Origin of the sequence: Sphingomonas sp. CBMAI 2297 (assembly GCF_029870595.1) — a bacterium.
Lineage (GTDB): Bacteria > Pseudomonadota > Alphaproteobacteria > Sphingomonadales > Sphingomonadaceae > Sphingomonas.
Genome location: NZ_JAPDIR010000017.1, coordinates 85,887 through 103,766, shown reverse-complemented (window position 1 = coordinate 103,766; position 17,880 = coordinate 85,887). Strand labels below are relative to the sequence as shown.

At 58.9% G+C, this 17,880-nt stretch carries 14 protein-coding genes, 1 tRNA gene and 3 pseudogenes; 9 read left to right on the top strand and 9 right to left on the bottom strand.

Going from position 1 to position 17,880, the window contains the following annotated elements; genetic code table 11:
* The first annotated feature begins 23 nt into the window (after positions 1-23).
* Together OMP43_RS19520 and OMP43_RS19515 are read left to right on the top strand one after the other, a co-directional pair.
* Positions 24-100: transfer RNA gene (locus tag OMP43_RS19520), tRNA-Met, on the top strand.
* Positions 101-261: 161 nt separating this feature from the next.
* Positions 262-908: pseudogene (locus OMP43_RS19515) on the top strand (efflux RND transporter permease subunit); the annotation flags it as partial.
* A 34-nt stretch (positions 909-942) separates the two neighbouring features.
* Here the strand turns inward: OMP43_RS19515 and OMP43_RS19510 are convergent.
* From OMP43_RS19510 to OMP43_RS19495, 4 genes are all read right to left on the bottom strand, one after another.
* Positions 943-1,071, bottom strand: a complete 129-nt coding sequence (locus OMP43_RS19510; RefSeq protein WP_280281218.1) for a hypothetical protein — start codon at positions 1,069-1,071, stop codon at positions 943-945.
* Complete coding sequence (locus tag OMP43_RS19505; RefSeq protein WP_280281217.1) at positions 1,068-1,280, bottom strand: hypothetical protein; 213 nt, start codon at positions 1,278-1,280, stop codon at positions 1,068-1,070. Before OMP43_RS19505 ends, OMP43_RS19510 begins: the two co-directional genes overlap by 4 nt.
* 388 nt (positions 1,281-1,668) lie before the next feature.
* Positions 1,669-1,791 (bottom strand): hypothetical protein, encoded by a 123-nt coding sequence (locus OMP43_RS19500; protein WP_280281216.1) that lies wholly within the window; start codon positions 1,789-1,791, stop codon positions 1,669-1,671.
* Between the two features lie 109 nt (positions 1,792-1,900).
* Entirely contained in the window at positions 1,901-2,329 is a 429-nt protein-coding gene (locus OMP43_RS19495) for a hypothetical protein (protein WP_280281215.1), read from the bottom strand.
* 123 nt (positions 2,330-2,452) lie between these two features.
* Here OMP43_RS19495 and OMP43_RS19490 point away from each other — a divergent pair, with 123 nt between their 5' ends.
* From OMP43_RS19490 to OMP43_RS19470, 5 genes are all read left to right on the top strand, one after another.
* Positions 2,453-3,085: a tyrosine-type recombinase/integrase gene (locus tag OMP43_RS19490; RefSeq protein WP_280281214.1), complete on the top strand. Its 633-nt coding sequence runs from the start codon at positions 2,453-2,455 to the stop codon at positions 3,083-3,085.
* Positions 3,086-3,271: 186 nt separating this feature from the next.
* Positions 3,272-3,433 (top strand): excisionase family DNA-binding protein, encoded by a 162-nt coding sequence (locus OMP43_RS19485; protein WP_280281213.1) that lies wholly within the window; start codon positions 3,272-3,274, stop codon positions 3,431-3,433.
* Positions 3,434-3,582: 149 nt separating this feature from the next.
* Positions 3,583-4,590, top strand: coding sequence for an ABC-three component system protein (locus OMP43_RS19480; protein ID WP_280281212.1), 1,008 nt, complete (start codon positions 3,583-3,585; stop codon positions 4,588-4,590).
* Positions 4,587-5,075, top strand: a complete 489-nt coding sequence (locus tag OMP43_RS19475; protein ID WP_280281211.1) for an ABC-three component system middle component 2 — start codon at positions 4,587-4,589, stop codon at positions 5,073-5,075. The genes OMP43_RS19480 and OMP43_RS19475 overlap by 4 nt, the downstream gene beginning before the upstream one ends.
* A gap of 4 nt (positions 5,076-5,079) precedes the next feature.
* On the top strand, positions 5,080-6,912 hold the full coding sequence (locus OMP43_RS19470) for a hypothetical protein (protein WP_280281210.1): 1,833 nt from the start codon (positions 5,080-5,082) through the stop codon (positions 6,910-6,912).
* 9 nt (positions 6,913-6,921) lie between these two features.
* Here OMP43_RS19470 and OMP43_RS19465 read toward each other — a convergent pair whose 3' ends face one another.
* The 3 genes and pseudogenes from OMP43_RS19465 to OMP43_RS19455 all read right to left on the bottom strand — a co-directional run.
* Positions 6,922-8,184 (bottom strand): hypothetical protein, encoded by a 1,263-nt coding sequence (locus OMP43_RS19465; protein WP_280281209.1) that lies wholly within the window; start codon positions 8,182-8,184, stop codon positions 6,922-6,924.
* A 12-nt stretch (positions 8,185-8,196) separates the two neighbouring features.
* Positions 8,197-8,487, bottom strand: coding sequence for a hypothetical protein (locus OMP43_RS19460; RefSeq protein WP_280281208.1), 291 nt, complete (start codon positions 8,485-8,487; stop codon positions 8,197-8,199).
* Positions 8,488-8,718: 231 nt separating this feature from the next.
* Positions 8,719-9,099, bottom strand: a pseudogene (locus OMP43_RS19455) (P-type conjugative transfer ATPase TrbB); the annotation flags it as partial.
* A 704-nt stretch (positions 9,100-9,803) separates the two neighbouring features.
* On the opposite strand from OMP43_RS19455, the gene OMP43_RS22835 reads away from it, so the two are divergent.
* The gene (locus OMP43_RS22835; protein ID WP_348538615.1) at positions 9,804-10,445 is read left to right on the top strand and encodes an RHS repeat domain-containing protein; all 642 of its coding nucleotides are present in this window, start codon (positions 9,804-9,806) and stop codon (positions 10,443-10,445) included.
* A gap of 199 nt (positions 10,446-10,644) precedes the next feature.
* Complete coding sequence (locus OMP43_RS19450) at positions 10,645-14,814, top strand: RHS repeat-associated core domain-containing protein (protein WP_280281207.1); 4,170 nt, start codon at positions 10,645-10,647, stop codon at positions 14,812-14,814.
* A 992-nt stretch (positions 14,815-15,806) separates the two neighbouring features.
* On the opposite strand, the gene OMP43_RS19445 is transcribed toward OMP43_RS19450, so the two are convergent.
* Together OMP43_RS19445 and OMP43_RS19440 are read right to left on the bottom strand one after the other, a co-directional pair.
* Positions 15,807-17,006, bottom strand: a complete 1,200-nt coding sequence (locus OMP43_RS19445; protein WP_280281206.1) for a site-specific integrase — start codon at positions 17,004-17,006, stop codon at positions 15,807-15,809.
* 546 nt (positions 17,007-17,552) lie between these two features.
* Positions 17,553-17,876, bottom strand: a pseudogene (locus tag OMP43_RS19440) (2-dehydro-3-deoxy-6-phosphogalactonate aldolase); the annotation flags it as partial.
* Between the last annotated feature and the right edge of the window lie 4 nt (positions 17,877-17,880).

The window sequence follows — 17,880 nt, the reverse complement described above, 5'->3', positions numbered from 1 at the left end:
CCTGACCCACAAACCCTAGGTGGCGCGGGATGGAGCAGCCCGGTAGCTCGTCAGGCTCATAACCTGAAGGTCGTAGGTTCAAATCCTACTCCCGCAACCAAGAATTCTCCCGTCAAGTCAACGACTTGGCGGGATTTTGCGTTTCTGGGCCACGCCGCTCCGGAATCGCTCCGGAAGCATATCGGAATCAATCGGGCGGGTATTCCCGCGCGGAATCTCGCGGAATCGCCGGTCGCATTTCCGGGCCGATCCCAGACCGGAGATGTCGGTTCGTTCGTCGACGAGGCGATGGCCAAGGTGGGGCAGGTCAAGCTGCCGTCCGGCTATTATCCGGAGTGGAGTGGACAGTTCCGTAACCTCCAGGCTGCCTTGCGGCGACTGTCCTTCGTCGCGCCAAGCTACTTCGCGATCATCTTCGGGCTGCTCTACATGGCGCTGAGCGCACGGGGCCGCGCGGCTGCGGTATTCCTCGCCGTGCCGCTCGGCCTCGCAGGCGGCGTTTTCACCCTGGCGCTGACGGGCATCGCTGTTTCGGTCTCGGCCGCGGCGGGCTTCATCTGCCTGGCCGGCGTGGTGGTGCTCAACGGCCTCATCGTGATGACGGCGATCCGCGAGCGGCTAGAGGCCGGCTTGGCGCGCACCGAGGCGATCCGCGAAGGCGTGGCCGAAAAAGATGCGGGCGGTGATCATGACGGATTTCGTCCCCGCGATCGGCTTCGTGCCGATGGTACTCGCCACAGGCACCGGCGCCGAGGTCCAGAAGCCGCTCGCCACCATCGTCATCGGCGGCCGATCGTCGCAACCATCCTCAAGCTGGCGGAGTTCCTGGTCATCGCCAAGGTTGTCTTGGCATGACCGAGGGGCGCAAGCCGAAGCGCGAGGAAGGGCATCAGAGTTATCAGACGTGAAGTTGCTCCGTATCCACACGGACGAGGCGGCCTATCACGGTGACCGCAAGGTCTTCGAGGAGACAGCCAGCTGGGCGCGTGACGCCCGGTTGGCCGGCGCCACCATGCGGCAGACGCCGATCAGCTTGAGATTCTGGGCGGTGGTCGCAAGAAACAGCTTCACATTGGTTTGGACGAATCCGCACTCCGGGCTTTCTTTTCGGATTCTAGATATTCCCGTGCGGCTTTCCTTGCGAGCAAGCGCACAAGTTCGACGAGGCGAGGATCGGGATTCCCACGGGATGTAAGAGTTAGTTCTGGCTGTGGATATTTTTCGCGAAACTCTTCCAAATATTTTTCGAAGAGTAGGCGCTCCTTTTCGTAGTCGGTCATTTCAATTCCTTCCAGACAATATTTGGATATGGAACAAAATACAGATTCGCCCGTCAGTAGGTGCCTGAGGCCGTTCGGTGATAAGCTGAAGAAGGTCTACGGGTAGTTAGGCAACCCTTCGGTTCCTGGGTTCTACGCTACGCATATTTCGAGCAACGATCCGGATCGACGATCGACGAGCGTTTCTGCCTGAGAGAAGGCGCCTCCTCTCGGTGCTCGTCTGCCTTCTGAGTGAGATACCAGTTCGGCGCGCGAAACGCGATGTTGCAACCGTAGGTTCAAATCCTACTCCTGCAACCAATTCCCACGCTATGCCGCGCTACGCTGGTAGAAAATACGATCCTCTACGCTTCGGCACTACGCCAGGTGGGGCAGACACGAGGCAGTATCAGGGCGAGACCAGTATACGCGCAGCCGTGAGCAATTGCTGGGTTGGAACGGGCGCGCGGCGATAGAGGATGTCGCCGAACTCGGGGCAGCGCCCGACTTCGGAAGCGATCAGCCGGTGCAACGGCAGCCCGTCGGTCGATGAGATCCTGACGATGAAGCTCGGCTCGTCTGCGCGAAGATCGGCCGCTCCGATGACGGGCGGCTATGCGCCTTAGTCGTCGCCGTTCGGCCTAGCCGTTGCGCGCCCCGAAATCAGCTTGCTCCAGCACGAAAGCGGAGAAACGGCGGTCAGGAAATTCGCGGTTCAGCTTAGTCGCGAGCATGTCAGCCATGATGGTAGCAAGACGGGTGAGTTGAACGCTCTTCAGGCTCGCTTCGGTTTCATCGTCCGGGAACATGTGGTCAAAAAGGAAAGCGTTCATGGCTGTCTCAACCTGCTGCCGCGAATGCGCGGCTCGCTCCCAATCTCTCAGCCGTTCCAAATCGAGCGGAGCGCGTAGAACGTAGCCGTCGAACTCGATGAACTCCGGCCAAAACAGCGAGCAGAACCCGAGGGCGTGATCGGCTCGCCCTTCGATGTAAATCCAGTCGTTCGGCGAGATACCAGCTCCCGCATTCCATTTCTGGAGGTCGGGCAGGACGTCAGTGACTTCGGCCATGAGGCGACCTTAGCGCTCTGGCGAATGACTGCAAATGGGGCGCAAGCTGCCGCATCGTGCTGCGAGGCCAATTTCGGTCAGCGCGTTCACTCAACGGCCAATTTGCGGCCGTGGAGACGAACAATGGGACACTCACATTATGATCCAGCCTCGCAGTGCCGGCCTGCGTGGAACGCGGGCAAGACCGTCGGCACCAAGCGACCGCTGACGCAGAAGCAAATCTGGGCCGTTCGCTTCTTCCTGGATCGCGAAGGCCGCGTTCGCGACAGGGCGCTGTTCGACTTGGCGATCGACAGCAAGCTGCGCGGCTGCGACTTGGTGAAAATCAAGATTGGCGATCTCGTATCTGGAGCCGACATCAAGACCAGGGCGATCGTCATCCAGCAGAAGACCGGAAAACTCGTGCAGTTCGAGCTAACAGCTGATGTCAGAGCGAGCTTGCTCGCTTGGTTGGAACGCCGCGGCGGCACGGTCCACGACTACGCTTTTCCGAGCCGTGTCGACCATACCGGCCACCTCAGCGCGCGCCAATACGCTCGACTTGTCGATGAGTGGGTTGAGGCAGTCGGACTTCGCCGTGCCGAGTATGGCACGCACTCACTACGGCGCACGAAGGCATCGATGATCTACAAGGCCACCGGCAACCTTCGCGCAATCCAGATTCTGCTGGGACACACTAAGATCGAGAACACGGTCCGATATCTCGGCGTCGACATTGAAGATGCTCTGACCCTTGCTGAACGAACGGAGATCTGAGGCTGGCGCGGTCCATCCGCGCGCCGGATGGACCGCGCCGATGCCGGACGGCTATGCGCCCCACAATCAGCCATTCCCGGCGGGCGCTTTGAATCCTGAAAGCAGCCAGTCGGTTTCAAGCGCCTAACATCGGCTCGGGGACGAAAAGCGAGCGATACGGTTAGAAGTGTAAGTCGCAGCGCCGTCATGTGCGTCACGGTCGACGAAGCAGCCGAGCTGCTGTTGATCGGTCGCTCGAAGATGTGCGCGCTGATAGCGGATGGCAGTGTCGAGACGATCAAGCTCGGCAAGTCGACCCGGGTGGTGGTCTTAAGCCTCGACCTTCTGCTCGCCAGAAATTCCGGCTAGGGCTTCGAACTGTAATCGACGGCCTTGATGGCGTCGCATATTACCAAAGTGGTTATTAATGGCTGGCCCGTGCCGTTGCGCCTACTTCACCAGCGCGATAGCATTCCCGTGCCAGGGGGAGGGGAACGGCTCATGCGTCCGATCGCTGCTTGAAGGTCAAGCTGGATCGTCTGATCCTGCAAATGGACGATACCGAGCTTGAGCAATTCTGCCGGCAATGGGTCGAGCACCGCTCGGCGGACTATGTCGAGGTCAAGCGGTTCGGGGGAGCGGGCGACAAGGGGCGCGACGTTGTCGGCTTCTGTACGGACCAGCGCCATGATGACAACTGGGACAATTACCAGTGCAAGCAATACCGCTCCAAGCTGGGCAAGGCCGAAGGCCTTCTGGCTGTCGGCAAGATCCTTTACTGGGCGTCGCAAGGCGAGTTCACGTCGCCACGCCGCTTCGTTTTTGTCGCACCCAAAGGCTTGAACTCGGCCCTTCTGAAGCTCATCAACAAGCCGGCGAGCTTCAAGGTCGAACTGATTGCGGGTTGGGATACCGCCTGCGCCACGAAGATTGTCCAGAACAAGACGATAGCGCTTGAGAAGGAGGTTCTGGCCGCCGTCGAGGCGTTCGACTATTCCACGATCTCGTTTGTTGATGTCGATGAAATGATCGCCGACCCGGCCGCCAAACCGCTCCTGTTCGCGCTATTCGGCAATGATCCCGGGGACTATCCCAAGGGTACGGTGCCACTCGACGTGCAGGCGCACGAGATGGTCTATATGGATGCGCTGCTCGGCGCATATAATGATCGTGAGAAGGGCAAGTTCGGCACCCACCAGGATGTCTTCGACGATGCCGGGCATGGCGAAGACCTGAAGATCCACCGGCTGCGCTTTTACGAAGCCGAGGGCTTCCAGAAATTTTATCGCGACAACACTTCGCCGGAGACGATCGCCCAGTTTCGGCTCGGTATTCGCCTCGGCATCCACGATACCCTGAAACAGGCCGCCGCGGATGAACTCGCGCGCGTGGAAGCGACCATGTCGCGCGCCGGCGGGTTGGAGCCGGCGGGGCCGCTTGCCAGCTATGCCTATATCCCGGTCAAGCAGGGCATCTGCCATCATCTGGTCAACGACGGCGAAATCAGCTGGAAGGCGCCGAAATGACCACGGCTGTACCGGAACAGTTGTTCAACAGCCCGCTCGAAACGGGCGTGCGCAGCGTCCTGCTGCTCGGCGTCGCGCAACCGCGTGCGTTCGACCTGACCCATCTCACCTGGCTCGATCATCTCGTTGTGCACACCGCCGACATCGGCGGACCTGAGAGCCTCCATCCCGATATCCCGCAGCGTGATGGCGAGCTGGTCGTGCGCCGACGCAACGTGGAGGATGGTTTGAGGCTCATGCGCCGACTGCATCTCGTGGCCACGAGCTACACGACATCCGGCATTATGTTCTGCGTGACCGAGGAGGGCGCCCAGTTCGCGCAGCTCGTGCGGTCCGATTATGGCCGGCGGTTGAAGGAGAGGGCGGTCTGGCTCATCGATTACGTCGGCCGGGTCGACACGACCGAGTTCGTGCAATTGATCAGCGACAAGATCGGGCGCTGGAGCATCGAGTTCCAGGCTGAAGGTGGACGGGCGCATGGGTGAGCCATTGATCCTGCTGAACCGGCTCATATTCACCAATGCGACCGGCGACACGCGCGCCGAACTGAAATTCTCGGACAGTTTCTCGTTCGTGTTCGGCGCGTCGAACACGGGCAAGTCGTTTGCCGTCAAATCGCTCGACTTCATGCTGGGTGGCAATCGCGAACTTCCCGATATCCAGGAACGACGACCCTATGACCGGGTGCAGCTGGAGCTGACACTGCAGCCCGATCAAAGGCTGGTTCTTGAACGTGCCCTCGCCGGTGGCGAATTCCTGGTGTCCGTCAACGGTGCGGAACCTGTGGTGTGGGGCGCACGGCACAACAGAAACAACGACGACAATCTGTCGAACAATCTGCTCGGCCGCCTAGGTATGGCCGGCAAGGAGATCGCGCAGGACAAGTCGGCGACCAAAAAGCCACTCAGCTTTCGCGACATCGTTCGTTTGTGCATCGTCGATGAAACATCGATCCAGTCGGAGACGTCGCCCGCGCAGACCGGCGAGGTCCAGTTCGCGGCGCTCGAGCGCAACATCTTCAAATACATGCTGACCGGCGAAGACGATTCAGCGCTCATCACCCAATTGAAACCCAAGGAATATAGCGCCGGGCGGTCGGCCCAGGTGAGCCTGCTCGAACAGATGCTGATCGAGGTCGACGCCGAAATCGCGGACAGCTTCCCCGATCTCGATAATTTGACCGATGAGCTGGAAAAAGTGCGCGGCGAGCTGGCCAATCTCGAGCGGCAGATCGCGTTCGCGCGCGAGTCGGCGCGCACAAAGCTCGAAAACAAGGCGAATCTCGTCAAGCTCATCAATCGCGATCAGCAGCGGGTCACCGACATCGTCCTCGCGCTTGAAAATTTCTCGCAGCTGAAGCGGGTCTACGACAGCGACGTTGCCCGGCTAGAATCGATCGAGGAAGCGGGATTTCTTCTGGGCCTCACGGCCGACGACAGCTGTCCGGTCTGCGGTGCCCCACCCGAAGCGCAAAAGCACAAGCACGCGCTTGCAGAGATCGAGGCGGCGCGCGCCGCCGCCGAAATCGAAATCGCCAAGGTCAAGGCCCATGGCGTCGAACTGACCGCGACGGTCGGCGATACATCCGCCGAGCTTCAACGCACTGGCGGCCGCCTCCTCGACAATCAGAAAAGCCTGGCATCCATCGAAGCCGAGATCGCCGCCGGACTTCCCACCGCCGACGATAATTTGCGCCGCCTGTCGGAGATCATCCCGCGCCGCGACCGCATCAATCGCGGCCTGGAGCTCTCGAAGCGAAAGCTCGAACTCGAAAAGCAGATCGCTGAGCTCAAGAAGAGACGGCAAAAGCGACTGCCGTCAAATGCCCAGGCCGGACTGTCCGTGCACACGGCCAACCAGTTTGCGATGGAAGTCGGTTCAATCCTGAAAGAGTGGGGCTTCCCCGGCGAATGCCGGACTTTCTTCGAGATCGAAAAAAACTTCGACCTCATCATTGATGGCAAGCAGCGGAAGGACAACGGCAAGGGCGTGCGGGCCATTACCCATGCGGCATTCAAGGTCGGGCTAATGACCTATTGCCGGAAGCGCGACTTGCCGCATCCGGGCTTCGTCGTGCTCGACAGCCCGCTCATCACCTATCGCGATCCGATCCGGTCACGGGACGGCGCGCTCTCGGCCGAGGAAGTGGCTATCAAGAGTTCCGATCTCGCAGAGCGGATGCTCGCGCATCTGGGATCGCTAGGCGCGCTGGGGCAGGTTATCATCTTCGACAACATCGATCCGCCGGCCAACGCTGCGACCTATGCCGACATCGAGATCTTCACCAACAACCCGGCGGAAGGCCGACAGGGCCTGCTCTAGCCGACGCGGCTAGAAGAGGTCGCCTGGCAAAAGATCGGGTTTGAAGCCAGGCCTCCACTCCAGACGGGCATCGACACGAACCCATGTACCGAGGAGACGTTCGGGCTTCTCATTCCCCAATGTGATGATGCTGAACTGTCCGTCTTCGCTCACGGACACGGTTTCCCAACGCTGGAGATGAGAATCTTCCATCGCGAGCCTGGCGTGTTCCTGAGCCGCTTCATCGTCCGCGAAGTTCCTCATGTCGCCTGCGCTGCACCCACCGCGACCGAAGATGCCCTGTCGGAAGTCGAGCCGATACCGAATGCTTTCATTCGGATCGCCCAGTTCAAACCGCGACTTGAACAGATAGGGCGAGTCCTGATCCTGAAGGCAGACTAGGCACTGGCCCTCAAATATCACGTCGGCAGGGCACTTCGTGTTCGCACATTGCAGACGTTGCACGAGGCTGGTCTGGTCGCAGACAATGCAATGAAGTTCGGTCGCTGCCTTCGAGCGGGGAGGAAATTGGGCGAGCGCAGGCACGCCGTCGTGCCATTCCCGGTCGGACTCGGCGCAACACGACGGACAGCGATAGGCACGTGCATCCTTGTCGAACCGAAGAAACAGCTTGGCTTCCTTGGGGGCCAGATAGCCAATCGCGTTTGCGATCTGACGCATCACCACGTTGCGCGTGCTGTCACCAGCACCATAGTAGTCGTACCTGCCGTTGACCTCCATCTCCAGGAGCCGGTGGTGCCAGGGGATGTCGGCAAACAGGGCTTTGCCGGCCCTCAATATGGTTCGGATCAATACCGCCGGCTCGAACGACCTGAACGTGACGGAATGCATGATCTTGTTCCGCTCGCGCCGAACATCGTCCCAAAACTCCTGGAACGTGTCATCAAACGGTACCGTGGCGACGCTGTTGTGCACCCTGATCAGATCGGCGGCGTCCAGCGTTCTGAACTCGCTGAACGGCGTCGGTTTGGTATCAACTGCCTTAGGCCAGTCCTTGGGATCGCGCGCGACAAGCAGGTAGGGCGATACTGCCGCGATGCGCCCTTTGAGCGCCATTTCAATTGCCTGCTGGATAAGGCCGTAGGCATTGGCCAGGGCCGGCTGGGTTCTCTGCCAGTAATCATTGGTTGCATCAGCATAATCGTCGTCGTCGACATGGGCGGTCACGGCCCTGTAATCATCAACCGCCCGCATGCATAAATGCCAGGCGAGGTGCAGCTGGTTGATGCCAGCGGTGTAGAAGTCCTCGGCAGTCGGAATTTCGGTGATCATGCAATACCGAAGCTATGCCATCGCGGCTCTGTGGCCAACCTTAGGCTCAGCTGGCTGTTGCGCTGGTGAATGTTCCAGGAAGCTGGCCCGTTCGTCCATGACCAGCCTGCGTTTCATGAAAAAGTCGGTGCGCTGATACGCCGCCTCGACGCGATCGGGAATCTTGTGTGCCAGCGCCTTGTCGGCAACCTCCTTCGGGAAATTGGTCTTTTTCGCTGCCCGGTCGGTGGAGTGCTGGGAAAGCCATGCACGGTGCATTTTCCCGGGTTCATCCGCCGTGGCGTCTTGCTCAGCGTCATGCACCACAGGGGCTTCGCGACCGGTATCGAGAACACTTGTCGGCCATGAAAGACCTACTGGCTTGAACGGCAGCTATCTCGTCTTGGATGTCCGAAAACCGCCCGTCGGCAACCGGCCCATCTGCCGCCATTTGCAGCTATCGCGGAAATGTAGCGCGCAATTCGGTCAGCCAGGTGCCAACTGACTGCGTCGTCTCCGGTGTAAGGCTGAGATAGAACCGGCGGCGCCCCCGACGCGCAGCGCCTCGGCCTGACTGGCCGACATGATGCCGGAGGCGACATAGTCGTCGAGGGTGAAGACCGCGACGGCGGGCTTGCGGATCGCGAAAGCGAGCGCGGTGACTACGGGCGGCAGCAACCCCTCGAACCGCTCTCCCGTTTCGGGCAGTTGGGCCGAGACGCGCGGGCCCCCGGCATGAACCTCCGCGCCGACATGGTGGGCGACCGGGCGGACGATGCGCTCGCCGTCCGCAGGGGAGAGGGTTTCGTCCGTCTCGGCGAGGCCGCCCGACAGCCGGTCGATCCAGAGCCGCCCGTCGGGATTGAGCATGACTTCGACGATCGCGGGATCTTCGAGAAAACCGGCGATGGCGGGGCCGAGCGCGGCGCGTAGCATGCGCGCGCCGCGAAGGGTCGCCTCAGATGCCCATGTCTTGATCCCCGTTCTGCTGCGGGGCCGCGATTGGCGGCGCCGCGTCGGGGATGATTAGAAGAGGCAGGAATCAGGGCATTTCAACAACCGAAATACGTTATCGTACTCTAGCGTGAAATGGCAGGAAAAGGGTGGAGTTGCGCCTTACCTCGCGTGTTTGCTGAATGCGCTGGAGAGCGCTTGCCGTCGCCGGAACAAGGTCGGATCAACCGCGTCACGGTTGCTACCAACCTCCTGTAGAATTTGATCCAAAACGGGGCGAACATTCGTGGAGTGCCATCGCTTTGTAAACAAGGCCCGATAGTTTCGTTGGCGAAACAGAATTTTCTGGCAAGTGCGGGGGCTTGATCCTGCCGCATGCGTGGCGGGGTAACCGGAAGGTGTTTGGTGATCGGGGATGTGATGCGAATTCGATTGCTCGCTTGCCCAATGGCACTGAATTTCATTCTGGCATCGCGTGTATAGACTGAAAGTCTATCGATATTGCGGGGAATAATACTATTACTGCAAGCAAGTTGTATTTAAATTAACTGTTGCTCCGAAATTTCGTCATATTACGAGAAATTGAGTATATGGCGAACCGCCTCGACTGCCTTCCGTAATTTTTGGAAATTCCGTGAAGGTTGCGGACTCTCGGCTTGATACATCTGCGGGTCTAGAAATGTTCGATGCGTTCGTGGTGGGACTGTAAGCCTGATTGCGCAAGTACTCTGTTTGGGGCGTACGCAACGCGGCGTGACGCCGCCTTCAGGCTGCGGCGAATATCTGGAGATGATATGCAAAAAAAGGTTTTCGCGGTCGCTTTTGCCTCCGCCATGTTGTGCGCTCCGAGCTTGGCAAAGGCCCAGGAAACAACGGCGTACACCTATGATGCCCTGGGTCGGCTTACCAACATAGCGGTGTCGGGCGGCGCTGCTTCAGGCGTAACGCAGTCCTATACATTTGATGCGGCCGGTAACAGGACCAATGTCACTGTTGTGGGTGCTCCCAACGGCGGGGGGCAGTCAAGTTGCTCGTTCCGTATCCACGATGCCGCAGGTAACGACGAATTCACTCTGCAAATTTCCATTGAGAAAGTGGGAGTCTGCTCAGGTGCTGTACAAATATCGTACACGACAAATCACCATCGGAATCCATCGGGTATTGTCACCTTCTCGGCAAATCAAGTATGGGGATCGATAGATATCCCGCCAGAGTGTTGCAGATCTGATGGTCTCACCATTCCATATACTGCTAATATTAGCATATATAGTGGCAACGCCAGCATAACCAGGTCTCAGGCCAGATTTACCATTGCCGGAAACGGCTAAGGTGATCGCTCTACGAAATGGAAGTTGGGCAAGGCGGGCGTGCACGGCTACACCGCGATGCGTGCGGCGCAAACGGCAATGGGCTGCCCGAATGTTCAGGTCATAGGGGCTCCAGCGATCTGCGACAGAAGGCTGGGTCCATGGCGGCTTCGCTGTAGCGCTTCCGAAATTCATGAATTCTATATCGGGATTTATTTGTATGAAGAAGATTCTTCTTGCAACTACTGCGCTTGTCGCCCTTGGGGTGACGAGCGCGAAGGCGCAGATTGCCGTGGAGGGCACGCTTCCTAACGTAACCTTCTCGGATGAGAACGCGGTCGATCTGCGATCCGGGCAGCTGACAAAATCGAGTACCAGGCTCACCATTGGTCCCGCCGACGCGCCCCTATTGTCGTACGATGTCTTCAATACGTTCATGGATGCGCTCAATGCGGCGCCGCCGCTGAGTGTCCGCTTGAAGATTACGCAGTGCGCAAATGGTGTAACCTCTGTCCCAGCCGGGTGTTATGTCCAGATAATTGCCGAAGTTGGGGCGAAAGCGCATGATTTTGGCTGGAGCGGCGGCTTCCCGCGCACGAGCCCGGATGGGTCAAGGCTCGAGGAAACATCCTCGGGCTATGTGTTAACCGACGGGGGCGGCGCGAAGTATATTTTTGATAGGCGCTCCTTCACGACGGCAGGTTCCGCCTATGACTTGATGGGGACGCTTCGTGACGTCGTTCAACCCAATGGCGACCGCCTCACATATGCCTTCGGCGGAAGCGGACCGAATGGTCTTCGTTCGATAACCTCGAACGCCGGATATCAGCTCCGCTTCGAGGGAAGCGGCGACGATCAAACGGTACGACTCATCAATCTCGCGGTGGATTACTGCGATCCGGCAGCGGCCTCCTGCTCGACCACCCGAAACTGGCCCAAGGTTCGTATCACCCACTCGATTTCGGGAGGGGTCGATCAGTGGTCTGCGGTGGATCAGTCTTCGCGATCCTATGGCGCTACGACTATTATCCCGGATGGGACCACGACGGTCACCAGCCCTAATGGCGGCCTGAACTACAAGTTCAAACGCGAGTCATTTGGCCAACGAGGGGTAGCGGGTAACCCTGCTCCACGGAACATCATCGCCACGGCTTGGTACGAGGATGCGGATGGGCGGACCAGTTACTCGTATGACGTCGATCGCTTCGCACGCGTAAACAGCGCGGTCGCGACGAGTCCGGATCAGGCCACGCGGCGGTTCTATATCGATCGCGACACGCCCTATCGGGAGGGGGATGTTTCGCCGGGTACGTACAGGTTCGGCCTCACGGATGAGAATGGCCGGACCACCAAGGTCGATGTCAAGAAGGCGGTCAGCCCCACGGGCAGCTATTGGCCGCAGGAGTTCGATGTATCCCTGGTCTCGTATCCCGAGGGAAACTCGGTCTCGATCGGCCGCGAAGCAGTACGCAATCGTCTCTTGTCGGTCACGGGCAATCCGAAGCCCGGCAATTCCGGATCCATAAGCTCAACGGCGAGCTACACCGATTGCGCCGACTGGAGCCTGTGCCTGCGGCCGGACTATACGCTGGACGCGAAGGGCAATCGAACCGATTACGGCTACGACCCGCAGACGGGCCTCGTGACCGTGAAGACGCTTCCCGCCGACAATAGCGGCGTTCGTCCGCGGACCCGATATTATTATCGCCAGGTGCAGGCAGTCTACAAGAATGCCGCTGGGCTGCTCGTGGGTTCCGGCAGCCCGGTCTGGAAGCTCGACTACACCACCACCTGTCGAATAGCCACCGAGTGTCCGGGATCTTCCGGCGAGCTGCGCGTAACCTATGGTTACGACGGCAATCTCCTGCCGACTATCGAGGCGACCAGCACCGGGGATGGCGGGCTGGCCAGCATCGTCACCCGTGCCTATGACGCCGTTGGCAATGTGATCTCCGTCGACGGTCCCCGGCCAGGCCCGGATGACACGACATTCTTTTTCTATGATGATGCCCGCCAGCTGGTTGGCGAAATCGGCCCGGATCCGGATGGCGCCGGACCCTTGCCGCGCGCGGCTTCCCGATATGGCTATGATGCGGATGGGTTTCGCACGTCGGTAGAGTTGGGAACCGCGTCCGGGGCCTCGGCCTCCGATCTGCAGGGCATGGCTGTCCGCGAGCGTATGGTTTCCCTGTACGACCAGGGTCGAAAGGTCGGAGAGCGGCGATATGTTGGCGGCGGCATCGAGGCCGCGACCGACTTCTCCTACGACTCCCGTGGCCGGCTTCTCTGTACCGCGGTTCGAATGAACAAGGCTGCCTTCACCCCGAACAGGGCCGACGCCTGCAGTCTCGGCGCCGAGGGCGCGCAGGGTCCGGACCGCGTGACCCGAAACTATTACGACGCCGCGGGGCAGCTCCTTCAGGTGCGCAAGGCGATCGGCACATCATTTGAGCAGCCATACGTCACCTATTCCTACACGCCGAACGGCAAACAGGGGGACGTCATCGATGCGAACGGAAACCGGGCCTCCTACGCCTATGATGGGCACGACCGCCTTTCGCGCTGGATGTTCCCCTCTGCCGCACGGTCCGTGAGCTTCAATCCGCAGAGCTTTTCCACGGTCCTGAGTTCGGCCGGCGCCGCCAATTCCTGGGATTATGAGGAATATCAGTACGATAACAACTGGAATCGGACCCAGTTGCGCAAGCGTGACGGGCAGGTTTTGACATATGGCTATGATGCGCTGAACCGCGTTACCTCCAAGAGGGGCGCGACCACTCCGGGCGTCGATTTTACCTATGACCTGCTTGGGCTGCAGCTTGCCGCGAAATTCAGCGCAACGGGGCGTGGCATCACGAATGGCTATGATGGGCTGGGACGGCAGACCTTCACCGTCAACGACATGGATGGAACGGCGCGGACGCTCGGCTTCCAGTATGACGTTGCCGGCAACCGGACCCGGATCACGTTCCCCGATGGGCAGTATTTCAGCTATGACTATGACACGCTGAATCGCGCGGTCGCAATTCGCGAGAACGGCGGCCTGGGCGTCGCGGCGATGGCCTGGGATGCCCAGGGACGCCGGGCCGGCGAAACCCGTGGGGTCGTGAACTCCACCTATCAGTATGACGGGGTGTCGCGTCTCGCCCAGCTTGCGGACGATCTGGCCGGAACCGCGCAGGATGTGGTCACGACCTTTGGATATAATCCTGCGGGCCAGATAATCAGCCGCGCGCGTTCGACTGACGCGTATCGCTTCACCAGATATGAGAACGTCAATCGTACCTACATCGCCAATGGCCTGAATCAGTATAGCGGCTTCCAGTATGGCGGCGTCCCGGGCCCGACCTATGGCTATGACGGCAATGGGAATCTGACCAGCGATGGCGAGAAGACCTATGCCTATGACTCCGAGAACCGCTTGACTTCGACCTCGGCCGGCGTCGGCTTGGTCTATGATCCGCTTGGGCGTCTCTATCAGGTCTCGAGCGCAAGCGGGGCGGTGACGCGCTTTCTCCACGACGGCGACCAGCTTGTCGCGGAATATGGAAGCGACGGCATGCTTCTGAACCGCTATGTTCACGGCACCGGCGAGGACGATCCGCTCCTCTGGTACAAGGGCGCCTGGCTCGGCAGCCGCCATAGCCTGCAAATCGATCATCAGGGTTCCATCGTGTCCGTCGCGGATGCAAGCGGCACAGGGAAGATCTATAGCTATGATGACTATGGAATCCCTGGCGCCGGTCAGGATGGGCGCTTCCAATATACCGGCCAGGCGTGGATCCCTGAGCTGGGAATGTACTATTACAAGGCGCGTATCTACTCGCCGACGCTGGGCCGGTTCATGCAGACCGATCCGATTGGGTACAAGGACCAGGTCAACCTGTACGCCTATGTGGGCAATGATCCGGTCAACGCTAGAGACCCCTCGGGAGAAGCCGCGTGCTGCTCCGAGAATCCAGATCCGAAGAAGGACCAGGTTACTCGCATGGGCGACGCTCATCGTGAGTTCTCGGAAAAGCACCCGACGGCAGCCGCGGTAATTGGAGTAGCGGCGGCCACCGTTGCAACAGCTGGGACGGCCGTCGTGGCTGCTCCCGAGGTCACGGCTGCCGTAGTCGTAACCGGCGTTAGAAGTGCGCCCAGGGTCGCTGCCAAGCCGATTGTGAGAACGGCTCCACGTGTTATCAGGGAAGTACCGAAACCCATCACAGGGGTCGCGCGAACTGTTCAGGCGGAGCGTATACCTGCAGAATATCGCGCGGCTGACATGGCAAGAAGGGCAGCGGAGCGAGGAAGCATAGATACCATGGCGAAGAAAACTACCGGCGCTTCGGGAGATTTTCTCGGAGCACTTTGGGATGGATTTAAGATGCTGATTGGAAATTAAATGAAGAGCTTTGCGTGCCCTTTCATTTTATCGTTTGCATTTAAAGCATACAGGGATGGGGATATCGCTCGATCAAGAGCGCTCCTCGATAAGTATTATCGATGGGGCGGTAAGAGAAATGCCCTGGCTGTGGCGTTCTCGGCGACACTATATATACTTGAAAATAAGACGCAGTCTGCGGTGAGTGAATTCAAAGAGGCGCTATTATCTGGGTATAATAATGAGAATGATGCAAGTTATATTTATGGATACTGCAACTATTATTTATGCTTAATTAATAAAGATGATAATTGCGAATTAATTAGATTGGCATGCCTAAGTAGTATCTCATCGGGAGATGTAAAGAGGTGGCTGCCTATTCCACAAGGTGCCGTCGATTAGATGGGTTTATATTTGTGGGTACATCAGGAAAATATAAGAATTATTGCAGAACAAATAAATATAAGCACAATAGTTAGAATAATTTTAATTCTGTGCTGACGTGTCCCTCCTTCGGAAATGGGAAGGCCCATCAATGCTCCGATTCCTTCTAATATAGTTCTCATTTTGACGGTGCCCGGTGAGAGTGATTGTTGATTGATGCTTGCTCAAGGTGCGTTGGTTTTTGAATAATCCGTCGCAAGTTTCGATTCAGTCTCCCATTCGTTTGAATGGCTCAACAGGATGGTGCAATCGAACGCCGTCGTCTGCAATACTGAAAGTATGAAATCTACCTGGCGATGAGCGATAAGTTCGCGCGTATCAGTCGCCCGTTCTAGCCGGCGAAGCACCAGTCATGCGCTTTGCTCCTGGGCGGGAAAGCGCACCGAGTGGGAATGCGCCCTAATACTAGCCGTTCAGCCGGCCCTGGTAATCTCCGGGCCGGGCCAGCTCGTACAGGATAGCGGTGGCTGCCCCTGACGAGCAGATTCAGATTATGAGCCGGAGATCTAGCGTGCGAAGCTGGACCCGATCTCCGACCTCTGTCCGGCGTGAGCAATTGGGCAGCTTTATCAGGCTGCGATACCCAGATCGTCTAGTTCGTGTTCTTCCGCCTTCGCCTGAACGGGAAGGGTGAGGGCGAGCGCGATCGCCTCTGACACCTTGTTGGCGGCGGCCTTGATAGGATCGGTCTTAAGGTGGGCGTAGCGCGCGGTAGTTTGGACCTGAGTATGGCCAAGCAGCTTGCCGATCATAGGCAGATCCTCACCGAGGAAAAGGGCGTCCGAGGCGAAGGAGTGGCGGAGGTCATGGATACGAAGATCGTCCAGTCCCGCCCGCTTGCGAAGCCGCTGCCAGGGCTTCTGCATGTCGGTTAGGTGCCGGCCTTCCACCAAACCGGTGATGACATAGGGGTTCTTCTTGACCTTGGGGATGGTCTTGAAGACTTCTACAGCCGCGTGACCAATTGCCACGAGCTTCGCGCCACTTTTGGAGTCTGGGAGTCGTAGGAGACCGGCGTCAAGATCGACGTATTCCCACTTGAGTTTCTGGATTTCGCTTAGGCGGCAGCCAGTGAGAAGGAGAAGCTGGATGCAGGACGCCGCCTCGTGTTCGGAATTGGTTTCGCGCAGGACCTTGCCGAGACGGGCAAGCTCGTCAGGTGTAAGATAGCGCTCGCGCTTGGTCTCCTTGTAGCGTTTGACTTTCCAGCAGGGGTTTATGCCATCGGTGCGCACGCCCCAGGTGTGGGCGACGGTGAACATGATCGAGAGGACGCCCAGCGTTCGGTTGGCCTGATAGGGGGTCTCTTTCATGGATTGGTGCAGCTCGACGACATCTGTGCGGGTGATGTCGATGATGCGGTGCGAGCCCAGCTTCGGGTTGATGAAGAGCTCGATCGACCTCCTGTATTCCGCCTCGGTCGTAGGCTTGCAGTGCACTGCGACGTGTTCTCGGAGGAAGCGCTCGCCGAATTCCTTCATGGTGGGGGAGACCTTACGGCGATCTCGTTCGCCCGCTGGGTCAGCGCCGAGGCGGACCTGCGAAAGATGCTTCATGGCTTCTGTCCGAGCGAGGTCAGGCGTCAGCGCGCCATGCAGACCTATGTTGACCCGGCGCAGACGTCCGCTCGCTCGGAACTGGGCAAGGTACATCTTCCGGCCAGACGGATAAACGCGAAGGCCGAAACCCTTCAGCTCCTCGTCCCAAAGGAAGAATTCCTTGTCGGCCGGTGCTGCCGCATCGACGGAACGCTTTGTGATCTTGGTCATGCCCGCCCCTTACACCGGAATCAAATCGGAATCATTTGGGAGCGTATAGATGCGTCCCAACGTCGTAAAATAAGGTAGGGCATAGTCGTAAATAAATCAATAGTAACAGTGCGTTATTCGTAGATCGGCGGAGATTTCGTAGTTTCGGATAAAGAAGAAAAAGAGGGCGAAACTAACTCATAACCTGAAGGTCGTAGGTTCAAATCCTACTCCCGCAACCAAACCAACACCAACCGCACACCCGCCAGGCCAACAGCTTGGCGGGCTTTTCGCGTTCACCGCACAGCAGCGCCCACACCCCTCCGGAACCCAGCGGACCAATCCGGCCGGATACTCCGGCGCCCCATCGCCAGGCGCTTCTCCGTGACGATTGTCCCGGAAGGACGGCGGTGATCAATCAGCCGCCGCTCTTGTCGTGCTGGCCAAGTTCAAGGGCATTGCGCCCATATCGGACATTCAGTGCCGGCAACGCGAAGCCCGAAAGCAGCCGACCAGGATCCGGAAAGCATCGCTCGACCGAATTCCCTGACGGCCATGCTTTTGTTTTCAGGCACTCCACTGGCGATATGCGGACCCCAGGCGCAACGCATTGTCTGCGACTTGTCGGGGAGGAGTGCCAAGCTTGTAGAGTGCGCCACCCAGGCCGAAACCTCTGGCGCCGGCCGCCAGCCAAAAGGGCATTGTGCCAGCGGTAATGCCTCCGACGGGAAGTACGATCACATCACGCGGAAGGACTTGCAGCATCGCGCTGAGTATAGCGGGTGAGGCGGCCTCCGCAGGGAAAAGTTTGAGCGCCGCGGCGCCGGCATCGATCGCGGCAAAGGCTTCGGTTGGCGTCGCTACCCCCGGCAATGCGGTGAGCCCGACCGATCGC

Bases quoted from the DNA above. Each gene is read 5' to 3' on its own strand.
- OMP43_RS19490 (WP_280281214.1), top strand. From the start codon at position 2,453: ATGGGACACTCACATTATGATCCAGCCTCGCAGTGCCGGCCTGCGTGG.
- OMP43_RS19465 (WP_280281209.1), bottom strand. From the start codon at position 8,184: ATGATCACCGAAATTCCGACTGCCGAGGACTTCTACACCGCTGGCATC.
- OMP43_RS19495 (WP_280281215.1), bottom strand. From the start codon at position 2,329: ATGGCCGAAGTCACTGACGTCCTGCCCGACCTCCAGAAATGGAATGCG.
- OMP43_RS19485 (WP_280281213.1), top strand. From the start codon at position 3,272: ATGTGCGTCACGGTCGACGAAGCAGCCGAGCTGCTGTTGATCGGTCGC.
- OMP43_RS19505 (WP_280281217.1), bottom strand. From the start codon at position 1,280: ATGACCGACTACGAAAAGGAGCGCCTACTCTTCGAAAAATATTTGGAA.
- OMP43_RS19450 (WP_280281207.1), top strand. From the start codon at position 10,645: ATGAAGAAGATTCTTCTTGCAACTACTGCGCTTGTCGCCCTTGGGGTG.
- OMP43_RS19445 (WP_280281206.1), bottom strand. From the start codon at position 17,006: ATGACCAAGATCACAAAGCGTTCCGTCGATGCGGCAGCACCGGCCGAC.
- OMP43_RS19475 (WP_280281211.1), top strand. From the start codon at position 4,587: ATGACCACGGCTGTACCGGAACAGTTGTTCAACAGCCCGCTCGAAACG.
- OMP43_RS22835 (WP_348538615.1), top strand. From the start codon at position 9,804: ATGCGTTCGTGGTGGGACTGTAAGCCTGATTGCGCAAGTACTCTGTTT.